At 36.9% G+C, this 18010-nt stretch carries 16 protein-coding genes; 7 read left to right on the top strand and 9 right to left on the bottom strand.

Going from position 1 to position 18010, the window contains the following annotated elements; translation table 11 throughout:
- Window positions 1–7: 7 nt before the first annotated feature.
- On the bottom strand, window positions 8–2566 hold the full coding sequence (locus tag C0430_RS12265) for a BamA/TamA family outer membrane protein (protein ID WP_290870600.1): 2559 nt from the start codon (window positions 2564–2566) through the stop codon (window positions 8–10).
- Window positions 2567–2602: 36 nt separating this feature from the next.
- Between C0430_RS12265 and C0430_RS12270 the strand changes: the two genes are divergently transcribed.
- The gene (locus C0430_RS12270; RefSeq protein ID WP_290870602.1) at window positions 2603–3331 is read left to right on the top strand and encodes an RNA methyltransferase; all 729 of its coding nucleotides are present in this window, start codon (window positions 2603–2605) and stop codon (window positions 3329–3331) included.
- Window positions 3332–3355: 24 nt separating this feature from the next.
- Here C0430_RS12270 and C0430_RS12275 read toward each other — a convergent pair whose 3' ends face one another.
- The 4 genes from C0430_RS12275 to C0430_RS12290 all read right to left on the bottom strand — a co-directional run bounded on the left by C0430_RS12275 (window position 3356) and on the right by C0430_RS12290 (window position 5800).
- Window positions 3356–4075, bottom strand: coding sequence for a porin family protein (locus C0430_RS12275; RefSeq protein ID WP_290870605.1), 720 nt, complete (start codon window positions 4073–4075; stop codon window positions 3356–3358).
- Window position 4076: 1 nt separating this feature from the next.
- On the bottom strand, window positions 4077–4808 hold the full coding sequence (gene ubiE / locus C0430_RS12280) for a bifunctional demethylmenaquinone methyltransferase/2-methoxy-6-polyprenyl-1,4-benzoquinol methylase UbiE (protein ID WP_290870607.1): 732 nt from the start codon (window positions 4806–4808) through the stop codon (window positions 4077–4079).
- 159 nt (window positions 4809–4967) lie between these two features.
- On the bottom strand, window positions 4968–5453 hold the full coding sequence (locus tag C0430_RS12285) for a dihydrofolate reductase (RefSeq protein ID WP_290870609.1): 486 nt from the start codon (window positions 5451–5453) through the stop codon (window positions 4968–4970).
- A complete protein-coding gene (locus C0430_RS12290; protein ID WP_290870612.1) occupies window positions 5450–5800 on the bottom strand; it encodes a 2TM domain-containing protein in 351 nt (116 codons plus the stop codon). Before C0430_RS12290 ends, C0430_RS12285 begins: the two co-directional genes overlap by 4 nt.
- 237 nt (window positions 5801–6037) lie before the next feature.
- Between C0430_RS12290 and C0430_RS12295 the strand changes: the two genes are divergently transcribed.
- Window positions 6038–6334 carry an isoamylase early set domain-containing protein gene (locus C0430_RS12295; protein WP_290870615.1) on the top strand — a complete coding sequence of 99 codons (297 nt, stop codon included), beginning with the start codon at window positions 6038–6040 and terminating at the stop codon, window positions 6332–6334.
- A 175-nt stretch (window positions 6335–6509) separates the two neighbouring features.
- On the opposite strand, the gene C0430_RS12300 is transcribed toward C0430_RS12295, so the two are convergent.
- The 4 genes from C0430_RS12300 to C0430_RS12315 form a co-directional block, all read right to left on the bottom strand.
- On the bottom strand, window positions 6510–7334 hold the full coding sequence (locus tag C0430_RS12300) for a thymidylate synthase (protein WP_290870618.1): 825 nt from the start codon (window positions 7332–7334) through the stop codon (window positions 6510–6512).
- A gap of 77 nt (window positions 7335–7411) precedes the next feature.
- On the bottom strand, window positions 7412–8038 hold the full coding sequence (locus C0430_RS12305) for a bifunctional nuclease family protein (RefSeq protein ID WP_290870621.1): 627 nt from the start codon (window positions 8036–8038) through the stop codon (window positions 7412–7414).
- A 166-nt stretch (window positions 8039–8204) separates the two neighbouring features.
- Window positions 8205–9173: an electron transfer flavoprotein subunit alpha/FixB family protein gene (locus tag C0430_RS12310; RefSeq protein WP_290870624.1), complete on the bottom strand. Its 969-nt coding sequence runs from the start codon at window positions 9171–9173 to the stop codon at window positions 8205–8207.
- A gap of 126 nt (window positions 9174–9299) precedes the next feature.
- Window positions 9300–10046 (bottom strand): electron transfer flavoprotein subunit beta/FixA family protein, encoded by a 747-nt coding sequence (locus tag C0430_RS12315; protein ID WP_290870627.1) that lies wholly within the window; start codon window positions 10044–10046, stop codon window positions 9300–9302.
- A 198-nt stretch (window positions 10047–10244) separates the two neighbouring features.
- Here C0430_RS12315 and C0430_RS12320 point away from each other — a divergent pair, with 198 nt between their 5' ends.
- From C0430_RS12320 to C0430_RS12340, 5 genes are all read left to right on the top strand, one after another.
- Window positions 10245–11288, top strand: a complete 1044-nt coding sequence (locus C0430_RS12320) for a pyruvate dehydrogenase complex E1 component subunit beta (RefSeq protein WP_290870630.1) — start codon at window positions 10245–10247, stop codon at window positions 11286–11288.
- Between the two features lie 110 nt (window positions 11289–11398).
- Window positions 11399–13885: a DUF5686 and carboxypeptidase-like regulatory domain-containing protein gene (locus C0430_RS12325; RefSeq protein ID WP_290870633.1), complete on the top strand. Its 2487-nt coding sequence runs from the start codon at window positions 11399–11401 to the stop codon at window positions 13883–13885.
- A 60-nt stretch (window positions 13886–13945) separates the two neighbouring features.
- The gene (locus C0430_RS12330; RefSeq protein WP_290870636.1) at window positions 13946–14548 is read left to right on the top strand and encodes a DNA-3-methyladenine glycosylase 2 family protein; all 603 of its coding nucleotides are present in this window, start codon (window positions 13946–13948) and stop codon (window positions 14546–14548) included.
- Between the two features lie 95 nt (window positions 14549–14643).
- Window positions 14644–15174, top strand: a complete 531-nt coding sequence (locus C0430_RS12335) for an inorganic diphosphatase (protein ID WP_290870639.1) — start codon at window positions 14644–14646, stop codon at window positions 15172–15174.
- A 247-nt stretch (window positions 15175–15421) separates the two neighbouring features.
- Window positions 15422–17980 carry a sodium-translocating pyrophosphatase gene (locus C0430_RS12340; RefSeq protein WP_290870642.1) on the top strand — a complete coding sequence of 853 codons (2559 nt, stop codon included), beginning with the start codon at window positions 15422–15424 and terminating at the stop codon, window positions 17978–17980.
- Window positions 17981–18010 lie beyond the last annotated feature (30 nt).

The raw sequence follows: 18010 nt of genomic DNA on the forward strand, positions 1-18010 counted from the left end.
ATTAGCATTAGAATGGATAATTTATTCCAAAATTAAATACAGAATTACCGAAATCGTAATCGTTGAACCATCTTTTATCAATTTCATTGGCTGGATTGTACGTTTTAAACCCTAAATCTAATCGGGCCACGAAAAAACTAAAATCGTAACGCAAACCAAATCCAGTGCCTAGGGCCAATTCTTTTAAATCACTTAGATTGTTCAACCGTGCTTTTTCGTCAGTCACATCATCGAGCACATTCCAAATATTGCCTGCATCGGCAAATAGGGCTCCTTTTAAACTGCCCAATATTTTGAATCTAAATTCGGTGCTTAGGGCAATTTTCATGTTGGCTTCATTAAAATCATTGACGGCACCACTGCTTCCTGGACCTAAACGGTAAGGTTGCCATGCCCTGTTGTCGTTAGAACCTCCAGCAAAATAACTTCTGGAGAATGGAATGTTTTTTGAATTTCCGTATGGAATGGCAATTCCAAAAAAAGATCTAAAGGCCAATACTTTTTCTTTGGATAAATCCCAATATTTGATATAATCGAATTCAGTTTTTATGTATTCTGAATATTCTAAATTAAAAATTTTATAATTCCCATTGGCATTTTTAGGCAAATTTGCTGCGTTTGAAACCAATGATAAAAAAGAGCCCGCAGTTTCAATTTTTGTTCTAAAAAGGTAGAAGTTGTTGTCTTTCAAGTCGTTTCTGGTAGATTTAGAAAAAGTGTAATTTGTGGCCAGAATAAAGTCGTTTTCAGTAAGTCGAATCCTTCGTTCTTCAATGCTGTTAACGTCCATGTAAGCTTGGTCAGCCGGAATTAAAGCCGTATTGTTCGATAAAACGGCATTGGTAAATCCTGAAGTTCCTTCTTCAATTTTTAAATCGCCAGTGTCTTTGTCAGCCCAGTCGGGGTTTGTGTTGTAGACTCTTCCAATTTTATTTAAGGCATCATAGGACGATTCATAGACATTGAAATAATTCTTCGGGTTCAAATTTCGTACATATTGCATGTTAAAGAGGTCAAAACGGGCAGTATTGTTTTTTTTAGGAGTCCAATTGTAAGCCAATAGGGCGGTAAAATTCTCTTTGTCTAACCCAATATTTTTCTGGGTCGACAATCCCGTCGACAGTTGTGTGGACGGAATCATGCTTTTGGGAATAATTTTTTCGGTTGAAAAAGGAAACCAAATTCGAGGAATATTTAGTTTTAAATCAATTCCGTATTCCAATACATTAAAAAATTGGCTGTCCGGATTGGCTAAATCTTTTGAAGAACCTATGTTGCCTCGTGCTGAAACTTCGAGTGTTTCGGCTCCACTAAAGATGTTTCTAATGCTTTCCGTGACACTGCCAGCAATCCCGAAAGTTTGAATGTTGGAATGAGTCACGTCAAATGTGGTGTTCAAACTGTATTTTTTTCGAGGGGACAGATAGACTTTGGCTATCAAGGATTGGGCAGTTGTGTCTCTTTTGTCCATTTCGTAAAGAATGGTTGGATAGTTAAAAATCTTGAGATTATTCAAGTAACGTGTGGTCAAAACGGTTCTAAAATCGGCAAATAAACTTCCCTTTGTGATAAACACCGCATCGGTTATGGCTCGTGGTTTGTATTTTAATTTTTCATGGCTGTACAAATGAAAATTATTGTAGGTTGTGCTGTCCGTAATTTTATCGTTGCTGTTTGTTGCCGAATAATCGGTATAAATATTCACATCGCTTATTTTGTATATTTTGAAAGGGACTGTTCTGGTAGAGTCATTTTCTTGAATGGAATAGTTGTTTATTTTTAAATTTATGTTGGCCTTGTTTTTAGTATTTAGGGTGTCGATGTCAAACGTTACGTAATTAGGTTGAAAATTATATACGCCATTGTTCCTGAAATGAGTGGTGATTCTATTTTTTTCATTGTCAAAATCTTCTGTTTTATATTGATTTCCAGATTTCAATAAAGAATTGGCTTTGGTTGCCTGGTACATTGAATCTAATGCTGGAGTGTAAATTGTAGTCTTCAAAGAATCTAAAAAATAGGGATTCCCAGTAGTTATGGTATATTTTATTTTGGCTTTTTTGGCACTTATGCTGTCTAATTTATAATTGGCTTTTACGCCAAAAAAACCATTGTTGAAATAATAATATTTTAATCTCGAAATCGATTTGTTGGTTCTTATCGTGTCAATAATTACGGGAGCTTCGCCGGTTTTTTTCAAGAATTCGTGAATCCCCTTGTACCAAAAAGATTGCCCAAGTCGATCCACTTGTTTTGCTGACAGCCATTTGGATTGTTTTTCATACTTGCCGGGATTATTGATAAATTTGGCTTTATAGGATGAATCTGGCTTTGGTTTGGCAATGTTGAATAAGTTCAATCGCAATCGATAACCAAGGATGGAACTGTTTGGTTTTTGATACAATTGATTAATGACATCATCATTCTTCACGGTTTTGTCATTGGCCAAGATTTCATTTTTGGTTAGTAGCTGTTTTCCGTCCGGGACACGTTTTACAGTGTCGCAAGCCGAGATAATTATTCCTATTAAAATAAATGTTGCTATTTTTGTGCTAATCTTTTTCAAATGGTCTGAAATATTTAATTCAAAAGTACATTTTTTATGGTTAGTAAAAACCAAATAAAACTTATAACGAGTTTACAACAAAAAAAATATCGATCAATCAACCAATTATTTTTTGCTGAAGGCATAAAGGTAATTCAAGAATTGGTGGAATCAAATTTTGAATTGGTTCATTTGTACACGACCCAAAATGATTTTGAGGAAGTTTCGAATGACAAAAAAACGATAATTTCTGAAAATGATTTAAAAAAAATCAGTGCTTTGGCAACGCCAAATACTTGTTTGGCAATTTTTAAAATCCCCAGCGAGAAAAAAACCAATGAATCAGGATTGATTCTTGCACTGGATTCCATTCGTGATCCCGGAAATTTAGGAACCATTTTGCGATTGTGCGACTGGTTTGGCATCGAACAATTAATTTGTTCGAAAGAAACGGTTGATATTTATAATCCAAAAGTGGTTCAAGCCACAATGGGCTCCATTGCCAGGGTCAACGTCAATTATGTGGATTTGGAATCATTTATCGACAAAACCAAATTAGCCGTTTTCGGAACTTTTATGGACGGAAACAACATTTATAAAACTGATTTGCCCCAAGAAGGCATTATTGTCATGGGCAATGAAGCCAATGGGATTTCGCCAGAATTGGAAAGATTAATTAAAAACAGGCTGACCATTCCCCGTTTTGGGACACTTCAAAAAACAGAAAGTTTGAATGTCGCCACGGCCACGGCAATTATTTTGAGCGAATTTAGAAGATTGTCCTAAAGTTCAAATCTGCCAACTTTTTTACTAGTGGAACGTGAAATTGACAAATACCGCCCTAGATTTCATTGATTCAATGTTTCCTGTCCAAGGACTATTGGGGTCATTGTCTCGAATTAATTCGTCTTTAAGTCCAAAAACGCCTCTTATGGAAGGCGAGAAAATAAAATATTCCGAAAAAATATCAATTCCAAAACCCATTTCATAATTTGTTGTCCAAGGATTAACCCTAAAGCGATTTTCAGAATTATCGTCTATTGATTTCGAATTACTCGATAAATTTAATGTGGCCGAAACTCCACCCAACAGATAGGGTCGAACATTTCCAGTCCTGAGCGAGGAAAACTTTAGCAATAACGGAAAATGAAGGTAAGTACTATTAACTTGTCTAAGCATATCCATAGGAGTAGGTGTCGTTGGGAAATAGCTTAAGGGATATTGTAAATCCCGGGTTGTGTAATACAATCCGGGTTCAAATCGTAAACTGACGTATTCTTGAAGTTTCAAATTTGCAACAAGACCTACGTTGAAACCCGTGCTTTTTTTTACAAGAATGTCTTCACTGACCGTTTTGTAATCTATCTTGAAATCGTAGGAATTGAAACCCAGATAAAAACCAAAATACAGTCGTTGCTTTTGAAAATTTTCCAAGTTAATGATAGGGTCCCTGCCAAATAATTTATTGGGATTTTGCGCCTGTCCTTTTATGGCAATGCTGAATAAAATCAAGACGACTATTTTTCTCATACTATTTCTTGGAAGCTGAATAAATTGTTGCCACGCCAAATGTTTGCGGCAAAGCAACTACATTTATAAACCCAATTTTTTTCAAAATATTGTTCAAGGCTTCGCCATAAGGGAAAGCCGCCGCAGATTCTGATAGGTAGCCATAAGCAACATTGTCTTTTGAAAATAATTTTCCAATGATTGGCAAAATATTTTTGCTGTAAAAATTATAGCCTTGTTTGTAAGGAGTTTTGTCCGGCACCGACGTTTCTAAAATGACAAAAACGCCATTTGGCTTTAAGACTCTCAAAATTTCTGCCAATCCTTTTTCCAGATTTTCGAAGTTTCTAACGCCAAAAGCAACCGTGATGGCATCAAAATAATTGTCCTCAAAAGGCATGTTTTCGGAATCGGCCAAAACCATTTCGATAGTGTTGGACAGGTTTTTTTCTTCAATTTTTTTCTTGCCCACTTCGAGCATTCCAGCCGAAATGTCCAATCCAATAATTTTTTCGGCCTTGGTTTGCGTCATTAAAATAGCCAAATCTCCCGTTCCAGTCGCAATGTCCAGAATGGTTTTAGGATTGGTTTTGGCTACCATTTGCAAAACTTTTTTGCGCCATTTTACATCAATTCCAAAAGAAATAACCCTATTAAGATTATCGTAATTACCGGAAATGGTGTCAAACATTGATGCTACTTGTTCTTTTTTGCTTAAAGTGGAGTCTTTGTATGGAGTGATATTCTTTGACATTTTTTAAAATTTTAGCAAAGGTAAACTAGATTTTTGGATAATAAATGTTTAACCGCAGATTCGCAGAATTTTTTTAAAGTTTTTTTAATAAATCTGTGGTTGAATTAAGCGTTTCGTTTCTTGTTGCATTTTTATCCGTAAGATCCTGTCGTTAGATTTTTATTTTTTCCTGACGAATGTTTGAAAGGTATAATCATAAAGGTGTTTTTCATCTTTTGGATTAAATATTTCGGAAGCTAATTCCCAGATTTCAGGATTTATTTCCGGGAAATAAACATCAGCTTCAAACGAATGATGGACACGGGTGATGTCAAGTTGGTCTGCTAAATGGATGGATTGCGTGTAAATTTCGCCGCCACCTATAATGTATAAGTCTTCCTCTGTGGGGCAAACGGCTATGGCTTTTTCAACATTTGGAACCACGATGCAGCCGTCGTGCGTAAAATCTTTTTGTCGTGTAACAATTACGTGAGTCCTGTTAGGTAAAGGTTTTGGGAAACTTTCAAAAGTTTTTCTTCCCATAATGATATGGTGTCCTGAAGTGATTTCCTTGAAACGTTTGAAGTCAAGGGGCAAATGCCAAAGCAAATCATTATTTTTTCCTAGAGCGTTATTTTCGGCGACTGCCGCAATCATAATTATCATTTTTCTGTTGAGGTTAGGTTTGGAAAATCATTTTCTACTTTCGTTTGCAATTGGGTTATTTTTTTTTGTTGCAGCGCAATCAGTCTTTCTATTTGTTCTCTTTCCCAGTCTTTGTTCATAAAACAATCTGTTATGTACACTTTTATAAAATGCATGATCAGGACAAAAAGCCATGCCGTAATTACCCAAATAGACCAATTTGCCGTAAGTCCAAAAACTAAAAAATAATTGCCAACAGCCAAAAATATACTTCCTAAAAGAAACAAGACCAAATGAAAAAAGAGTGATTTTTTTTGGTTTATTCTTTTTCTGGCATATTCATATAGTTCGTGTTGTCCTTTTTCCATAGTGAATGATTTTGATTATAAAGATAAAATTTATTTTGAATTTCCATTATTTTGATCCAAGATTATTCCAAGAGAAAGCGTTTCGTGGTTTGGAATGTATAAATTTTATCAATTATTTTTATGAATAAGCCTTAAAATTACTAGTGTTGTTGGTATAGTCATAAAAATTGACACTAAATGTTGAATGTCCAAAAAAAAATATTTTCTTTGTCCCATAAATCTAAAAATGAAATAGTTATGGCAATAAAAAAACAATTTGTAAAAACCAAACCAGTTTGTAAAGTTACATTTTCGGTTGAAGCCAAAGAAGCAAATACAGCTTCGGTTGTAGGAGATTTCAATAATTGGAACCCAGCAGAAGGAGAATTGTCAAAATTAAAAAATGGCACTTTCAAAGGCGTTTTTGATTTGCCAAAAGATGCTGTTTATGAATTTAAGTATATTGTTGACGGTGCTTATGTCAACGAACCGGAAGCAGATTCTTTCAAATGGAACGATTTTGCAGGAGCCGAAAATGGAGTATTAGAAGTATAATAATAAGTAAAAAATCCGCTGAAAAGCGGATTTTTTGTTTTTATGGATTAAAGCAGACTTTATAATCTAGCTTTTATTTTTGCTATTACAAACAGTCAGAAACTGAAGTTGACATCTATTGTTCCTTTAAGAATTTAGGAGAATAAGGTAAAAAATATGCACTGTTGAGCAAAAATCACACAGCAACACTTCCTTTTATCGAGTCGTGCGGTTCGTAATTTTCTAACGTGAAATCGTCATAAGTAAATTCGAAAATGTCTTTTACGGCAGGATTCAAAATCATTTTTGGCAATGATTTTGGTTTGCGCGACAATTGCAATTCGAGTTGCTCAAAATGATTGTTGTAAATATGGGCATCGCCAAAAGTGTGGATAAATTCGCCGGCTTCCAAATCACAAACTTGGGCAATCATCATGGTGAACAGGGCATAAGAAGCGATATTGAAAGGTACTCCAAGAAAAATATCGGCACTTCTTTGGTACAATTGGCATGACAATTTTCCGTCGGCAACATAGAATTGGAAGAAAGCGTGACAAGGAGGCAAAGCTGCTTTATTGTTGGCCACATTTTCTGCAAATGATATCGAAGTGTCCGGTAAAACGCCAGGATTCCATGCAGAAACCAGCATTCTTCGGCTGTTTGGATTGGTTTTCAATTCTTTGATAAGATCAGTGATTTGGTCAATTTCCTCGCTGTTCCAGTTGCGCCATTGGTGTCCGTAAATGGGGCCTAAATTGCCGTTTTCATCAGCCCATGCGTCCCAAATTTTCACGCCATTTTCTTGAAGATATTTAATATTGGTGTCGCCTTTCAAGAACCAAAGCAATTCGTGTATGATTGATTTGAGGTGTAATTTTTTCGTGGTCACCATTGGAAAACCTTCTGCTAAATCAAATCGCATTTGGTAACCAAAAACGCTTTTTGTTCCTGTTCCTGTTCGATCTCCTTTTTGATTTCCGTTTTTTAAAACGTGTTTTACTAAGTCTAGGTATTGTTTCATGTCATTGCGAGGAACGAAACAATCTGTTCGTTCTTATGGTTGTTTTCTGTTTTCTAATCTTGTTTCTGCAACTGGTATTATTGTCTTCTCGAAATTTCGTCCCTGATTTTAGCTGCCTTTTCATAGTCTTCGTGGCTTACGGCTTGATCCAGCAATTCGTTTAATTCCTGCAAGCTGTTTTTTGTATAGGTTTCGCCAGATTTATTGCTTTCTTCTCCCAACCCAAAAGTTTCAGGGTTCGAAAGCACGTCGTCTAAATCCTGTGAACCTTTATCAGCGTCCAATGGATTTGCCTTCAAGTAAATACCGGCTTTGTCCAAAATGTTTTTATAAGTAAAAATAGGAGCATTAAATCGCAAAGCCAACGCAATGGCGTCGGATGTCCTGGCGTCAATTATTTCTTCGATTTTATCTCTTTCACAAATGATGCTGGAGTAAAAAACCCCGTCGACCAACTTGTGAATGATGACTTGTTTTACTACAATATCGAAACGTTCTGCAAAATTTTTGAATAAATCATGGGTCAAAGGACGTGGTGGTTTTATTTCTTTTTCCAATGCAATGGCAATGGATTGAGCTTCGAAAGCACCAATAACGATAGGCAACTTTCTTTCGCCATCAACCTCATTTAAAATCAAGGCATATGCTCCGTTTTGGGTTTGACTGTAAGAAATTCCTTTTATGGATAATTTAACTAAGCTCATAATTGAAGAGTTGAAAAGTACATAGTGTCTTAAATTTACGAATTTTTGCTTTGAGTGTAAAATAAAAATGCAATTTTAATCAAAAAACGCGAGACAAAAAAGCTGCCACAAGCAAAGATACGATTATCTTGTTTGTGGCAGCTATATTTTTGGGCGAATGCTATATTTAAGAATGCGACGCTTTAAAGGCTTTCAGTTTTTCGGTTAATCTAGGCACGACATCAAAAGCATCTCCAACAATTCCATAGTCGGCAACTTTAAAGAAAGGTGCTTCCGGATCTGTATTGATGACCACTTTTACTTTTGAGGAGTTGATTCCCGCAATGTGTTGAATCGCACCCGAAATTCCAATGGCAATGTATAAATTTGAGGCGACTGGTTTTCCTGTTTGGCCAACGTGTTCTGAATGAGGTCTCCAGTCTAAATCGGATACCGGCTTGGAACAAGCTGTTGCAGCTCCTAGAACTTCGGCTAATTCTTCAATCATTCCCCAGTTTTCAGGGCCTTTTAATCCACGACCTCCAGAAACCACGATATCGGCATCGGCAAGGGAAATTTTTCCGGAAACTTTTTCCACGGATTCCACTTTTATTCCAAAATCATTGTCTCCAATAGTTGGATTAAAATCTTCTTCGGTCAAATTGGAAGCACTTTCGAAAATGCCGTAAGAGTTTTTGGCCAAGCCAAGAATTTTCACGTCAGTGTCAATCTCGGTAATATTGAAAGCCTTGTTTGAAAAGGCATTTCTTTTTACTTGAAAAGGCGAAGTGCTCACGGGCAATCCCACCACATTCGAGGCAAAACCAGCTTCCAACGAAACGGCAACCAATGGTGCAAGATAAATGCTGTCAGTGGTTGAAGAAAGCAAAACCAGTTTGGCACCTTCTTTTTGGGCGGCTTGTTTGATGACATCGGCATAGGCTTTTGCCGAAAAACCAGATAGTTTGTCATTGGTTACTTTCAAAACTTTGTCCACTCCATATTTTGATAATTCCGAAACATCTGTGGTATTTATGGTTACGGCTGTAACGGTTGTTCCTAATGATTCGGCTACTTTTTTTGCATAAGAAGCCAATTCGAAAGCTACTTTTCTGAATTTTCCTTCTACGGATTCTGCATGTATTAATATTGACATAATGATTTTAGATTGCAGATTTTAGATTTCAGATTTCAGAATCTGGAAACTAAAAACTTGATTGATATTGTATTTTAAATTAACGATTTAGATGCGATTTTATACTGCTGTCTGCAATCTAAAATCTTAAATTACTTTTGCTTCGTTGTGTAATAAATTGATTAATTCGTCCAAGTTGTCGGCAGCGACTAATTTCACGGCAGATTTTGGTGCAGGTTTTTCGAATTTCACGGCTTTGGAGTTTATTGAAGCCTCAACGGGTTCTACCACGGTCAATGTTTTTGTTCTGGCGGTCATAATTCCTCTCATGTTCGGTATGCGTAAATCTTTTTCTTCCACCAATCCTTTTTGTCCTCCAATGATTAGGGGCAACGTTGTTGAAACGGCTTCTCTTCCGCCGTCAATTTCGCGGATGGCTTTTACGTTTGTTCCGTCTACGTTTATTTCGGTGCAAGCATTTAGAAAATTATAGCCCAGAATTCCGGCAATCATTCCGGGAACCATTCCGCCATTATAATCCAAGGATTCTTTACCGGCAATCACAAGGTCGTATGCGCCGTTTTTTATCACTTCGGCAAGTTGTTTGGCAACAAAGAAACTGTCCGTTGGATTAGCATTCACTCGAATTGCATCGTTGGCGCCAATGGCCAGTGCTTTTCTTAAAGTTGGCTCCGTTTCCGGTCCACCTACATTGACAACGGTAATCGTTGCGGCTTGTTGCTCTTGAAACCAAACGGCACGAGTCAAGCCATATTCATCATTTGGATTGATTACAAACTGAACTCCATTAGTGTCAAATTGGGAATCATCATTGGTAAAATTAATTTTTGAAGTAGTATCAGGAACGTGACTGATGCAAACTAATATTTTCATAATTTGGATTTTTTTCTAAATTGGTTTCACAAAATTATAATAAATAATCCGAATAATATACTATGCGTGCATAATATTTTAAACAAACTATTACGATTTCGCATTCTCATAGAATCGGCTTCCCGTGCTTTGGGCCTTGATGTTGCCTAACAGCTCGAGTGGCTATTGGGAAGTTCCTTGTTATTTTAAACAAAATTTATGCTTTTAAGTGGTATAAAATATTTATTTTTGCCTTTCGAAAATTACACAGAAACCAAAAATATGAGAACGATACAATTTAGAGAGGCTATTTGCGAAGCGATGAGTGAAGAAATGCGTCGCGACGAGTCGATATACTTAATGGGTGAAGAAGTTGCCGAATACAACGGTGCCTACAAAGCCTCTAAGGGAATGCTTGCCGAATTTGGCGAAAAAAGAGTAATTGACACTCCAATTGCAGAACTTGGTTTTACCGGAATTGCGGTAGGTTCGGCAATGAATGGTTGCAGACCGATTGTGGAATACATGACTTTTAATTTTGCCTTGGTTGGTATTGACCAAATTATAAATAACGCTGCCAAAATGCGTCAAATGACAGGAGGTCAATTTAACATTCCTATCGTTTTTCGTGGACCAACCGCTTCTGCGGGACAATTGGGAGCCACGCACTCACAAGCGTTGGAAAACTGGTTTGCCAACACTCCGGGTCTTAAAGTGATTGTTCCATCAACGGTTTATGATGCCAAAGGGCTTTTAAAATCTGCGATTCGTGACAATGACCCCGTTATTTTTATGGAGTCAGAACAAATGTATGGCGACAAAGGCGAAGTGCCAGATGGAGAATATACGATTCCTATTGGTCTTGCTGACGTGAAACGTGAAGGAACCGATGTTACAATTGTGTCTTTTGGAAAAATTATCAAAGAAGCTTTCATCGCTGCCGATGAATTGGCCAAAGAAGGAATTTCTTGTGAAATTATCGATTTGAGAACCGTTCGTCCAATGGATAACGAAACAATCTTGGCTTCGGTTAAAAAAACAAATAGATTGGTAATTCTTGAGGAAGCTTGGCCTTTTGCAAGCGTTTCTTCCGAGATTACTTATATGGTTCAAGAACGTGCTTTTGATTTTCTTGATGCTCCAATACAACGTATCACTACTGCCGACACTCCAGCGCCTTACTCACCGGTATTGCTCAAAGAATGGTTGCCAAATGCCGAAGACGTTGTAAAAGCAGTAAAAAAAGTATTGTATAAAAAATAATTTTTGATTTTAAATTTTTTCTGTTTCGGAACTTTAAAATTAATTTTTTATCGAATTAACTATATTTGAAACTTCATCAGAATTCTAAATTCGATGAAGTTTTTTTGATTATGAAAAAAAATATATTACTTCTTTTATTCGTTTTATTTGCCACATCAAACGCTTTTTTTGCCCAGACAAAAGTTAGCGGAGTTGTTGTGGACAAATCCAATAAACCTGTCCCGTTTGCCAACATAGCTTTCAAAAATTCCAATGAAGGTGTAGTGTCCAATGAAGACGGAATTTTTTATTTAGAATCCCCAAAAACGTATCAAACAATCGTAATTACTTCAGTGGGATTTTCCGACAGGGAAATCGAATTGGAAAAAGCAGTCAATTATAATCTTAAAATTCAATTACGGGAAATCGAGAGTTTGAAAGAAGTGGTTGTATTTAGGGGGAAAACCTCTAAAAAGAATAATCCGGCACTTGATATTCTGAAAAAGATTTGGGAACGAAGACGAAAAAATGGTTTGCATCTGTTTGCCCAATACCAAATGGAAAAGTACGAAAAAATAGAATTCGACTTGAATACCATTGACACGGCCTACATGAAAAAGAAACTTTTCAAAGGAATGGAATTTATTTTCAATCAAGTAGACACGTCAAAAATTACGGGAAAAACCTATTTGCCCATTTTTATAAACGAGGCCTTGTCGGATGTTTATGGAGACAATAAATTAAAGAAGGTCAAAGAAAAAACAAAAGCAAATAAAACCTCGGGATTTAATGGAAACCAGCAAATTTTGTCTTTTGTAAACGATTTGTATTCGGATTTTGATGTTTATGACAATCACATCACTTTTTTTGACAAAAGTTTTACAAGTCCTTTATCCACAACAGGAGTTGACGTTTATAATTATGTGTTGAGAGACAGTTCCTACGTTGATAATAAATGGTGTTACAACATTGTTTTTTATCCAAGACGTAAAAACGAATTGACTTTCAAAGGCGATTTTTGGGTGAGTGACACCACTTTTGCCCTAAAAAACATCAATATGGCAGCCACCAAAAGCGCCAATATCAACTGGGTAAAAGACATTTATATCGAGCAGGAATTTGAAGTAATGAACGATTCCGTTTTTCTTTTGACCAAGGATTACATGATGACCGATTTTGCCTTGAACAAAAAAGAAAAATCCAAAGGCGTTTACGGAAAACGAACCACTTTTTACCAAAATCATAAATTCAATATCCCAAAACCCGAGAAATTTTATAAGGATGAGGTCAATTATTTAGACAAAGAAATCTACAATAAACCAGAAGAATATTGGGAAGAAAATCGTTTCGAAAACCTGACCAAAGACGAGAAAGGCGTATATAAAATGCTCGACACCTTGCAAACCGTCAAGAAATTCAAGCAAATATACAGCTTGGTCGAAATATTGGACAGTGGCTACATTAATTATGGAAATTTTGATTTTGGTTCCCTATATTCGGTTGTTGGAAAAAATGTTGTCGAGGGATTGCGTTTGCGAGCTGGAGTGCGAACTTATTTTGGACCAAACGATCCTTGGCGATTGCAATCGTACCTCGCGTATGGGTTCAATGATAATAAATTCAAATACGGACTTACCGGAAAATGGATGGTCGAAAAGAAAAAAAGAATCATTATATCAGCCGGAAACCGCCGGGATATTGAACAAGTTGGTGCTTCCCTGACAACAACCAACGATGTTTTGGGTCGTAATTATGCTTCTTCGGGACTGTTGACATTTGGAAGCAACGAAAAATTGACCAACGTCAATTTGAGTAATATTCAAGTAGAAATAGAACCCGTAAAAAACCTCACTTTTGGAACGGGAATTTCTTACCGAACTTTGCTATCGGCCACGCCGGCATTTAGTTTGGATTATTACACGGATTTATCTCAAACAACTGTAAAAAGTGAAGTAAAACAATCCGAAGTGAACTTGCAGGTTGAATACACGCCAAACAGGAAAACAATAGCTTATGGAGTCGAAAGAGATTATGCAGACAGTCCTTTTACCAGTCTTTTTGTAACCTACAGCCAAGGGTTCAAAGGGTTGTTTTCCAGTGATTTTAACTACAAAAAACTGCAATTATATTACAAACAACCCATAATTATTGGTCCATTGGGGCGATCAAACATCACTGTCGAAATGGGAAAAACATTCGGTTACATTCCGCTGGGATTAATGAGTATTGTGCCGGGAAACCAATCCATTTTCGACATTACAAATACGTTCAGCAATCTTAAATACTACGAATTTGTAACGGATCAATACGTTACTTTGAAGTGGGATCACGATTTTCAAGGACGATTTTTTGCCAGAATTCCGTTTATGCGAAAATTAAATTGGCGTGAAAATATTGGCGTGAAATCAGTTTATGGAACGGTTTCGGATGAAAACAGGGCGATAAATGCTTCGGGATTGGTTTACAATGCGCCCGAAAAAGTGTATTGGGAATACAGCGCAGGAATTGGGAATATCTTCAAGTTTTTTCGTGTTGACTTTTCGTGGAGAGGAAATTATCTCGAAATGCCGGATGCCAGTAAATTTGCGGTAAAAGTCTCGTTAGGTTTTTATTTTTAGAAGCCAATCTTGCTGTAAATAAGTAAGGTTTCCATTTCTGTCAAGGCTAAAAACGAAATTATGCAACAAGCCATTCAACATCTTTTCAAAATAGACGCTGTTTTCAAACATATTGTCGAAAAATATGGAATGCCAATAATTCCAAAGCGTCCGCAAGGTTTTGAAACTTTGGTGCTTTTGATTTTGGAACAACAAGTTTCGATTGATTCAGCCAAAGCCACTTTTCTCAAACTCAAAGCCAAAGAAATAAATTTTCAACCGGAATTTCTGTTGCGTATTTCAGATGAAGAGTATAGAAACATTGGCGTAAGCCGACAAAAAGCGTCCTACATCAAGGCGCTGTCCCATTCGATAATTCACAATGAAATTGATATAGAAAGTCTGGCAACCAAATCTTCGCAACAAGTTCGGGAGGAATTAATCAAAATCAAGGGAATTGGCAACTGGACCATCGATGTATATTTGATGTTTTCACTTCAAGCACCGGACATCATTCCGCTGGGAGATGTTGCCGTAGTCAATACCATAAAGGAGTTGCTCAATGTTCATAACAAACAAGAAATGGAAAACTATGTTGTAAAATGGAGTCCTTATCGGTCAGCCGCAACATTTTTATTGTGGCATTATTATTTGAAAAAAAGAAATAGGACGGTAGTTTATTGATTCGCAATAAACTGTAATACGTAGATAAAACTACTTTTTTTATTGTAAAAGGATATTGTTTGTCTATTTTTGTGGCAATAAATATAGACACTAAAATGGGCAAAGCAGATTTAACATCTTTTGATGTACTTATAGAAATACCAAGAGGAAGCAGAAATAAATACGAATATGATTTCGAAATAAAAAGAATGCGTTTCGACAGAATGTTGTTCTCGTCGATGATGTATCCGGCAGATTACGGATTTATTCCAGAAACATTGGCATTGGACGGCGATCCATTGGATGTTTTGGTTTTAATAAACGAGCCAACATTTCCGGGATGTGTCATGCAAGTAAAGCCAATAGGTGTTTTCCACATGGCCGACGACAAAGGACCTGACGAAAAAATTATATGTGTCCCAGTTTCGGATCCCATTTGGAATTCTTTGAATAATTTATCCGATATCAATCCTCATTTATTGAAAGAGATTGAGCATTTCTTTCAAGTTTACAAAGACCTTGAAAACAAAAGTGTCGATGTTGAAGGTTGGGGAGACTTGGGTGAAGCATTGGCCATCATTGCTGAATGTACGGAGCGTTTTAACCAAATCGAGAATAAACCGGAAGGGTTGTTTAGTATTAAATAACAAAACAAAAAAAAGACCTCAACACTTTAGAGTTTTTTTTCAATTATAACGAATTGCAAAGAAAGTTTTTGTCATATTACCAATAAAAATCACGGTTTGTTTGGCATTAAATAAATTATATTCATTATTTTTTATAAAAAGCAATATTCTAATGTAAGAATATTGCTTTTTTGGTTTCATTATAGTACGTTTGCATCCTAATTTTAGTACTTTTGTACCCAAAAAAAATTTATAAAAAAATATATTTATGAATACAATAATGATTTATGTGCCAATAGTTATGGCATTAATTGGACTAGCTTTCATGGCTTTCAAAAGAGCTTGGGTTTTGAAACAAGATGCCGGAGACGGGAAGATGAAAGAAATTTCAGAACACATTTATGAAGGAGCATTGGCTTTCCTTAAAGCTGAGTATAGATTATTGGCAATATTTGTGGTTTTTGCAAGTGTCGTTTTGGCCGGAATTACCTTTTTGCCAGGAACTTCAACTCATTTATTCATAGTAATTGCTTTTGTTTTTGGAGCATTTTTCTCGGCTTTGGCTGGAAATATGGGAATGAAAATAGCAACAAAAACAAACGTTAGAACAACCCAAGCAGCTCGTACGAGTTTGCCACAAGCATTAAAAGTGTCTTTTGGTGGAGGAACAGTAATGGGATTGGGTGTTGCAGGTTTGGCCGTATTAGGTTTGACATCTTTCTTCATCATCTTTTTCCAATTCTTCATGAACGGGGTTTGGACTTCTACTGAAGACATGACAATCGTTTTGGAAACATTGGCCGGATTCTCTCTTGGAGCTGAATCGATTGCTTTGTTTGCTAGAGTTGGTGGTGGAATTTATACAAAAGCTGCCGATGTTGGAGCTGATTTAGTAGGTAAAGTTGAAGCTGGAATTCCTGAAGACGATCCAAGAAATCCTGCCACGATTGCTGATAACGTAGGAGACAACGTAGGAGACGTTGCCGGAATGGGTGCCGATTTATTTGGTTCTTATGTAGCAACAGTTCTAGCCGCAATGGTTCTTGGAAACTACGTGATTAAAGATATGGGCGGAAACATTCAAGATGCTTTCGGTGGAATTGGGCCAATTTTATTGCCAATGGCAATTGCCGGTTTTGGAATATTATTCTCCATCATTGGAACAATGTTGGTTAAAATTACGGACAATGATGCAAAAGAAAAACAAGTACAAGGAGCATTAAATGTTGGAAACTGGGTTTCAATCGCTTTAACTGCTGTAGCTTGTTTCTTCTTGGTTCAATATATGTTGCCAGAAACCATGAAAATGAATTTCTTTGGCGAAGGAACACAAGAAATTTCTTCGATGAGAGTTTTTTATGCAACAATCGTTGGATTGGTTGTTGGTGGAGTTATTTCCTCAGTGACTGAATATTACACCGGTTTGGGAACAAAACCAGTTATGGCAATTGTCCAAAAATCTTCAACAGGAGCAGGAACAAATGTAATTGCCGGTTTGGCAACAGGAATGATTTCCACGTTTCCAACGGTATTGTTGTTTGGAGCCGCCATTTGGACTTCTTATGCTTTTGCAGGTTTCTACGGAGTGGCCCTTGCAGCTTCTGCAATGATGGCCACAACGGCAATGCAATTAGCAATCGATGCTTTTGGGCCAATATCTGACAACGCTGGTGGAATCGCCGAGATGAGTGAATTGCCAAAAGAAGTTAGAACTCGTACCGATATTTTGGATTCAGTAGGGAACACAACGGCTGCAACAGGAAAAGGTTTTGCAATTGCTTCGGCTGCGTTGACCTCTTTGGCTTTGTTTGCTGCTTACGTAACCTTCACGGGAATCGACGGGATCAATATTTTCAAAGCGCCAGTTTTGGCTATGTTATTCGTTGGTGGAATGATACCTGTGGTTTTCTCTGCATTGGCAATGAATTCTGTTGGAAAAGCTGCCATGGACATGGTATATGAAGTGCGTCGCCAGTTCAAGGAAATTCCAGGAATTATGGAAGGAACCGGAAAACCGGAATATGCAAAATGTGTTGATATTTCTACAAAAGCCGCTTTGCGCGAAATGATGTTGCCAGGTGTTTTGACTATTGGTTTTCCAATTGCAATTGTACTTTTAGGCAAGTTAGTTTATCCAGACAACAACCAGTTAATTGCTGAAATGTTGGGTGGATATATGGCTGGAGTTACCGTTTCAGGTGTGCTTTGGGCTATTTTCCAAAACAATGCCGGTGGTGCTTGGGACAATGCAAAAAAATCTTTCGAAGCTGGAGTCTTGATTAATGGTGAAATGACATACAAAGGTTCTGATGCGCATAAAGCAGCCGTAACCGGTGATACCGTTGGAGATCCATTTAAAGATACTTCTGGGCCATCGATGAACATCTTGATTAAATTGACTTGTTTGATTGGATTGGTAATTGCACCAATTTTAGGAAACGGAAGCGCTTCTGAAAGCAAGATGATGAACTGCACAATGGAGATGAAATCAGGAGCGATGATGGGTAAATGTGATATGTCAAAATGTGCCACGATGACTAAAGAGGAATGTGCTAAAATGTGTGACGAAAAAGGCTGTACTCCAGAGCAAAAAGAAATGTGCATGTCGCATTATGATGCAAACGGAAAATTTGTTGCGCCAACTGCTGAAAAAGCGTGTTGTGCCAAAAAAGCAACTGCGGATAAAAACGTTAAAGTTGAAATCATCAAAACTGAAGATGGAAAAGCAAGTGCAACGGTAACCACTTCCGAAAACGGAAATGTAGAAACTCAAGTTTTTGAAGGTTCATTAGAAGAAGTTAAAGCAAAAGTAGAAGCTTTAAAATAATATTTCTTAGTTTATTGTATAAAAAAATGC

The sequence above is a fragment of the Flavobacterium sp. genome (assembly GCF_013823965.1).
Classification (GTDB): Bacteria; Bacteroidota; Bacteroidia; order Flavobacteriales; family Flavobacteriaceae; genus Flavobacterium.

Coding starts and splice junctions, on each gene's coding strand:
- C0430_RS12270 (WP_290870602.1), top strand. CDS start 2,603: ATGGTTAGTAAAAACCAAATAAAACTTATAACGAGTTTACAACAAAAA.
- C0430_RS12275 (WP_290870605.1), bottom strand. CDS start 4,075: ATGAGAAAAATAGTCGTCTTGATTTTATTCAGCATTGCCATAAAAGGA.
- ubiE (WP_290870607.1), bottom strand. CDS start 4,808: ATGTCAAAGAATATCACTCCATACAAAGACTCCACTTTAAGCAAAAAA.
- C0430_RS12285 (WP_290870609.1), bottom strand. CDS start 5,453: ATGATAATTATGATTGCGGCAGTCGCCGAAAATAACGCTCTAGGAAAA.
- C0430_RS12290 (WP_290870612.1), bottom strand. CDS start 5,800: ATGGAAAAAGGACAACACGAACTATATGAATATGCCAGAAAAAGAATA.
- C0430_RS12295 (WP_290870615.1), top strand. CDS start 6,038: ATGGCAATAAAAAAACAATTTGTAAAAACCAAACCAGTTTGTAAAGTT.
- C0430_RS12300 (WP_290870618.1), bottom strand. CDS start 7,334: ATGAAACAATACCTAGACTTAGTAAAACACGTTTTAAAAAACGGAAAT.
- C0430_RS12305 (WP_290870621.1), bottom strand. CDS start 8,038: ATGAGCTTAGTTAAATTATCCATAAAAGGAATTTCTTACAGTCAAACC.
- C0430_RS12310 (WP_290870624.1), bottom strand. CDS start 9,173: ATGTCAATATTAATACATGCAGAATCCGTAGAAGGAAAATTCAGAAAA.
- C0430_RS12315 (WP_290870627.1), bottom strand. CDS start 10,046: ATGAAAATATTAGTTTGCATCAGTCACGTTCCTGATACTACTTCAAAA.
- C0430_RS12320 (WP_290870630.1), top strand. CDS start 10,245: ATGCTTTTAAGTGGTATAAAATATTTATTTTTGCCTTTCGAAAATTAC.
- C0430_RS12325 (WP_290870633.1), top strand. CDS start 11,399: ATGAAAAAAAATATATTACTTCTTTTATTCGTTTTATTTGCCACATCA.
- C0430_RS12330 (WP_290870636.1), top strand. CDS start 13,946: ATGCAACAAGCCATTCAACATCTTTTCAAAATAGACGCTGTTTTCAAA.
- C0430_RS12335 (WP_290870639.1), top strand. CDS start 14,644: ATGGGCAAAGCAGATTTAACATCTTTTGATGTACTTATAGAAATACCA.
- C0430_RS12340 (WP_290870642.1), top strand. CDS start 15,422: ATGAATACAATAATGATTTATGTGCCAATAGTTATGGCATTAATTGGA.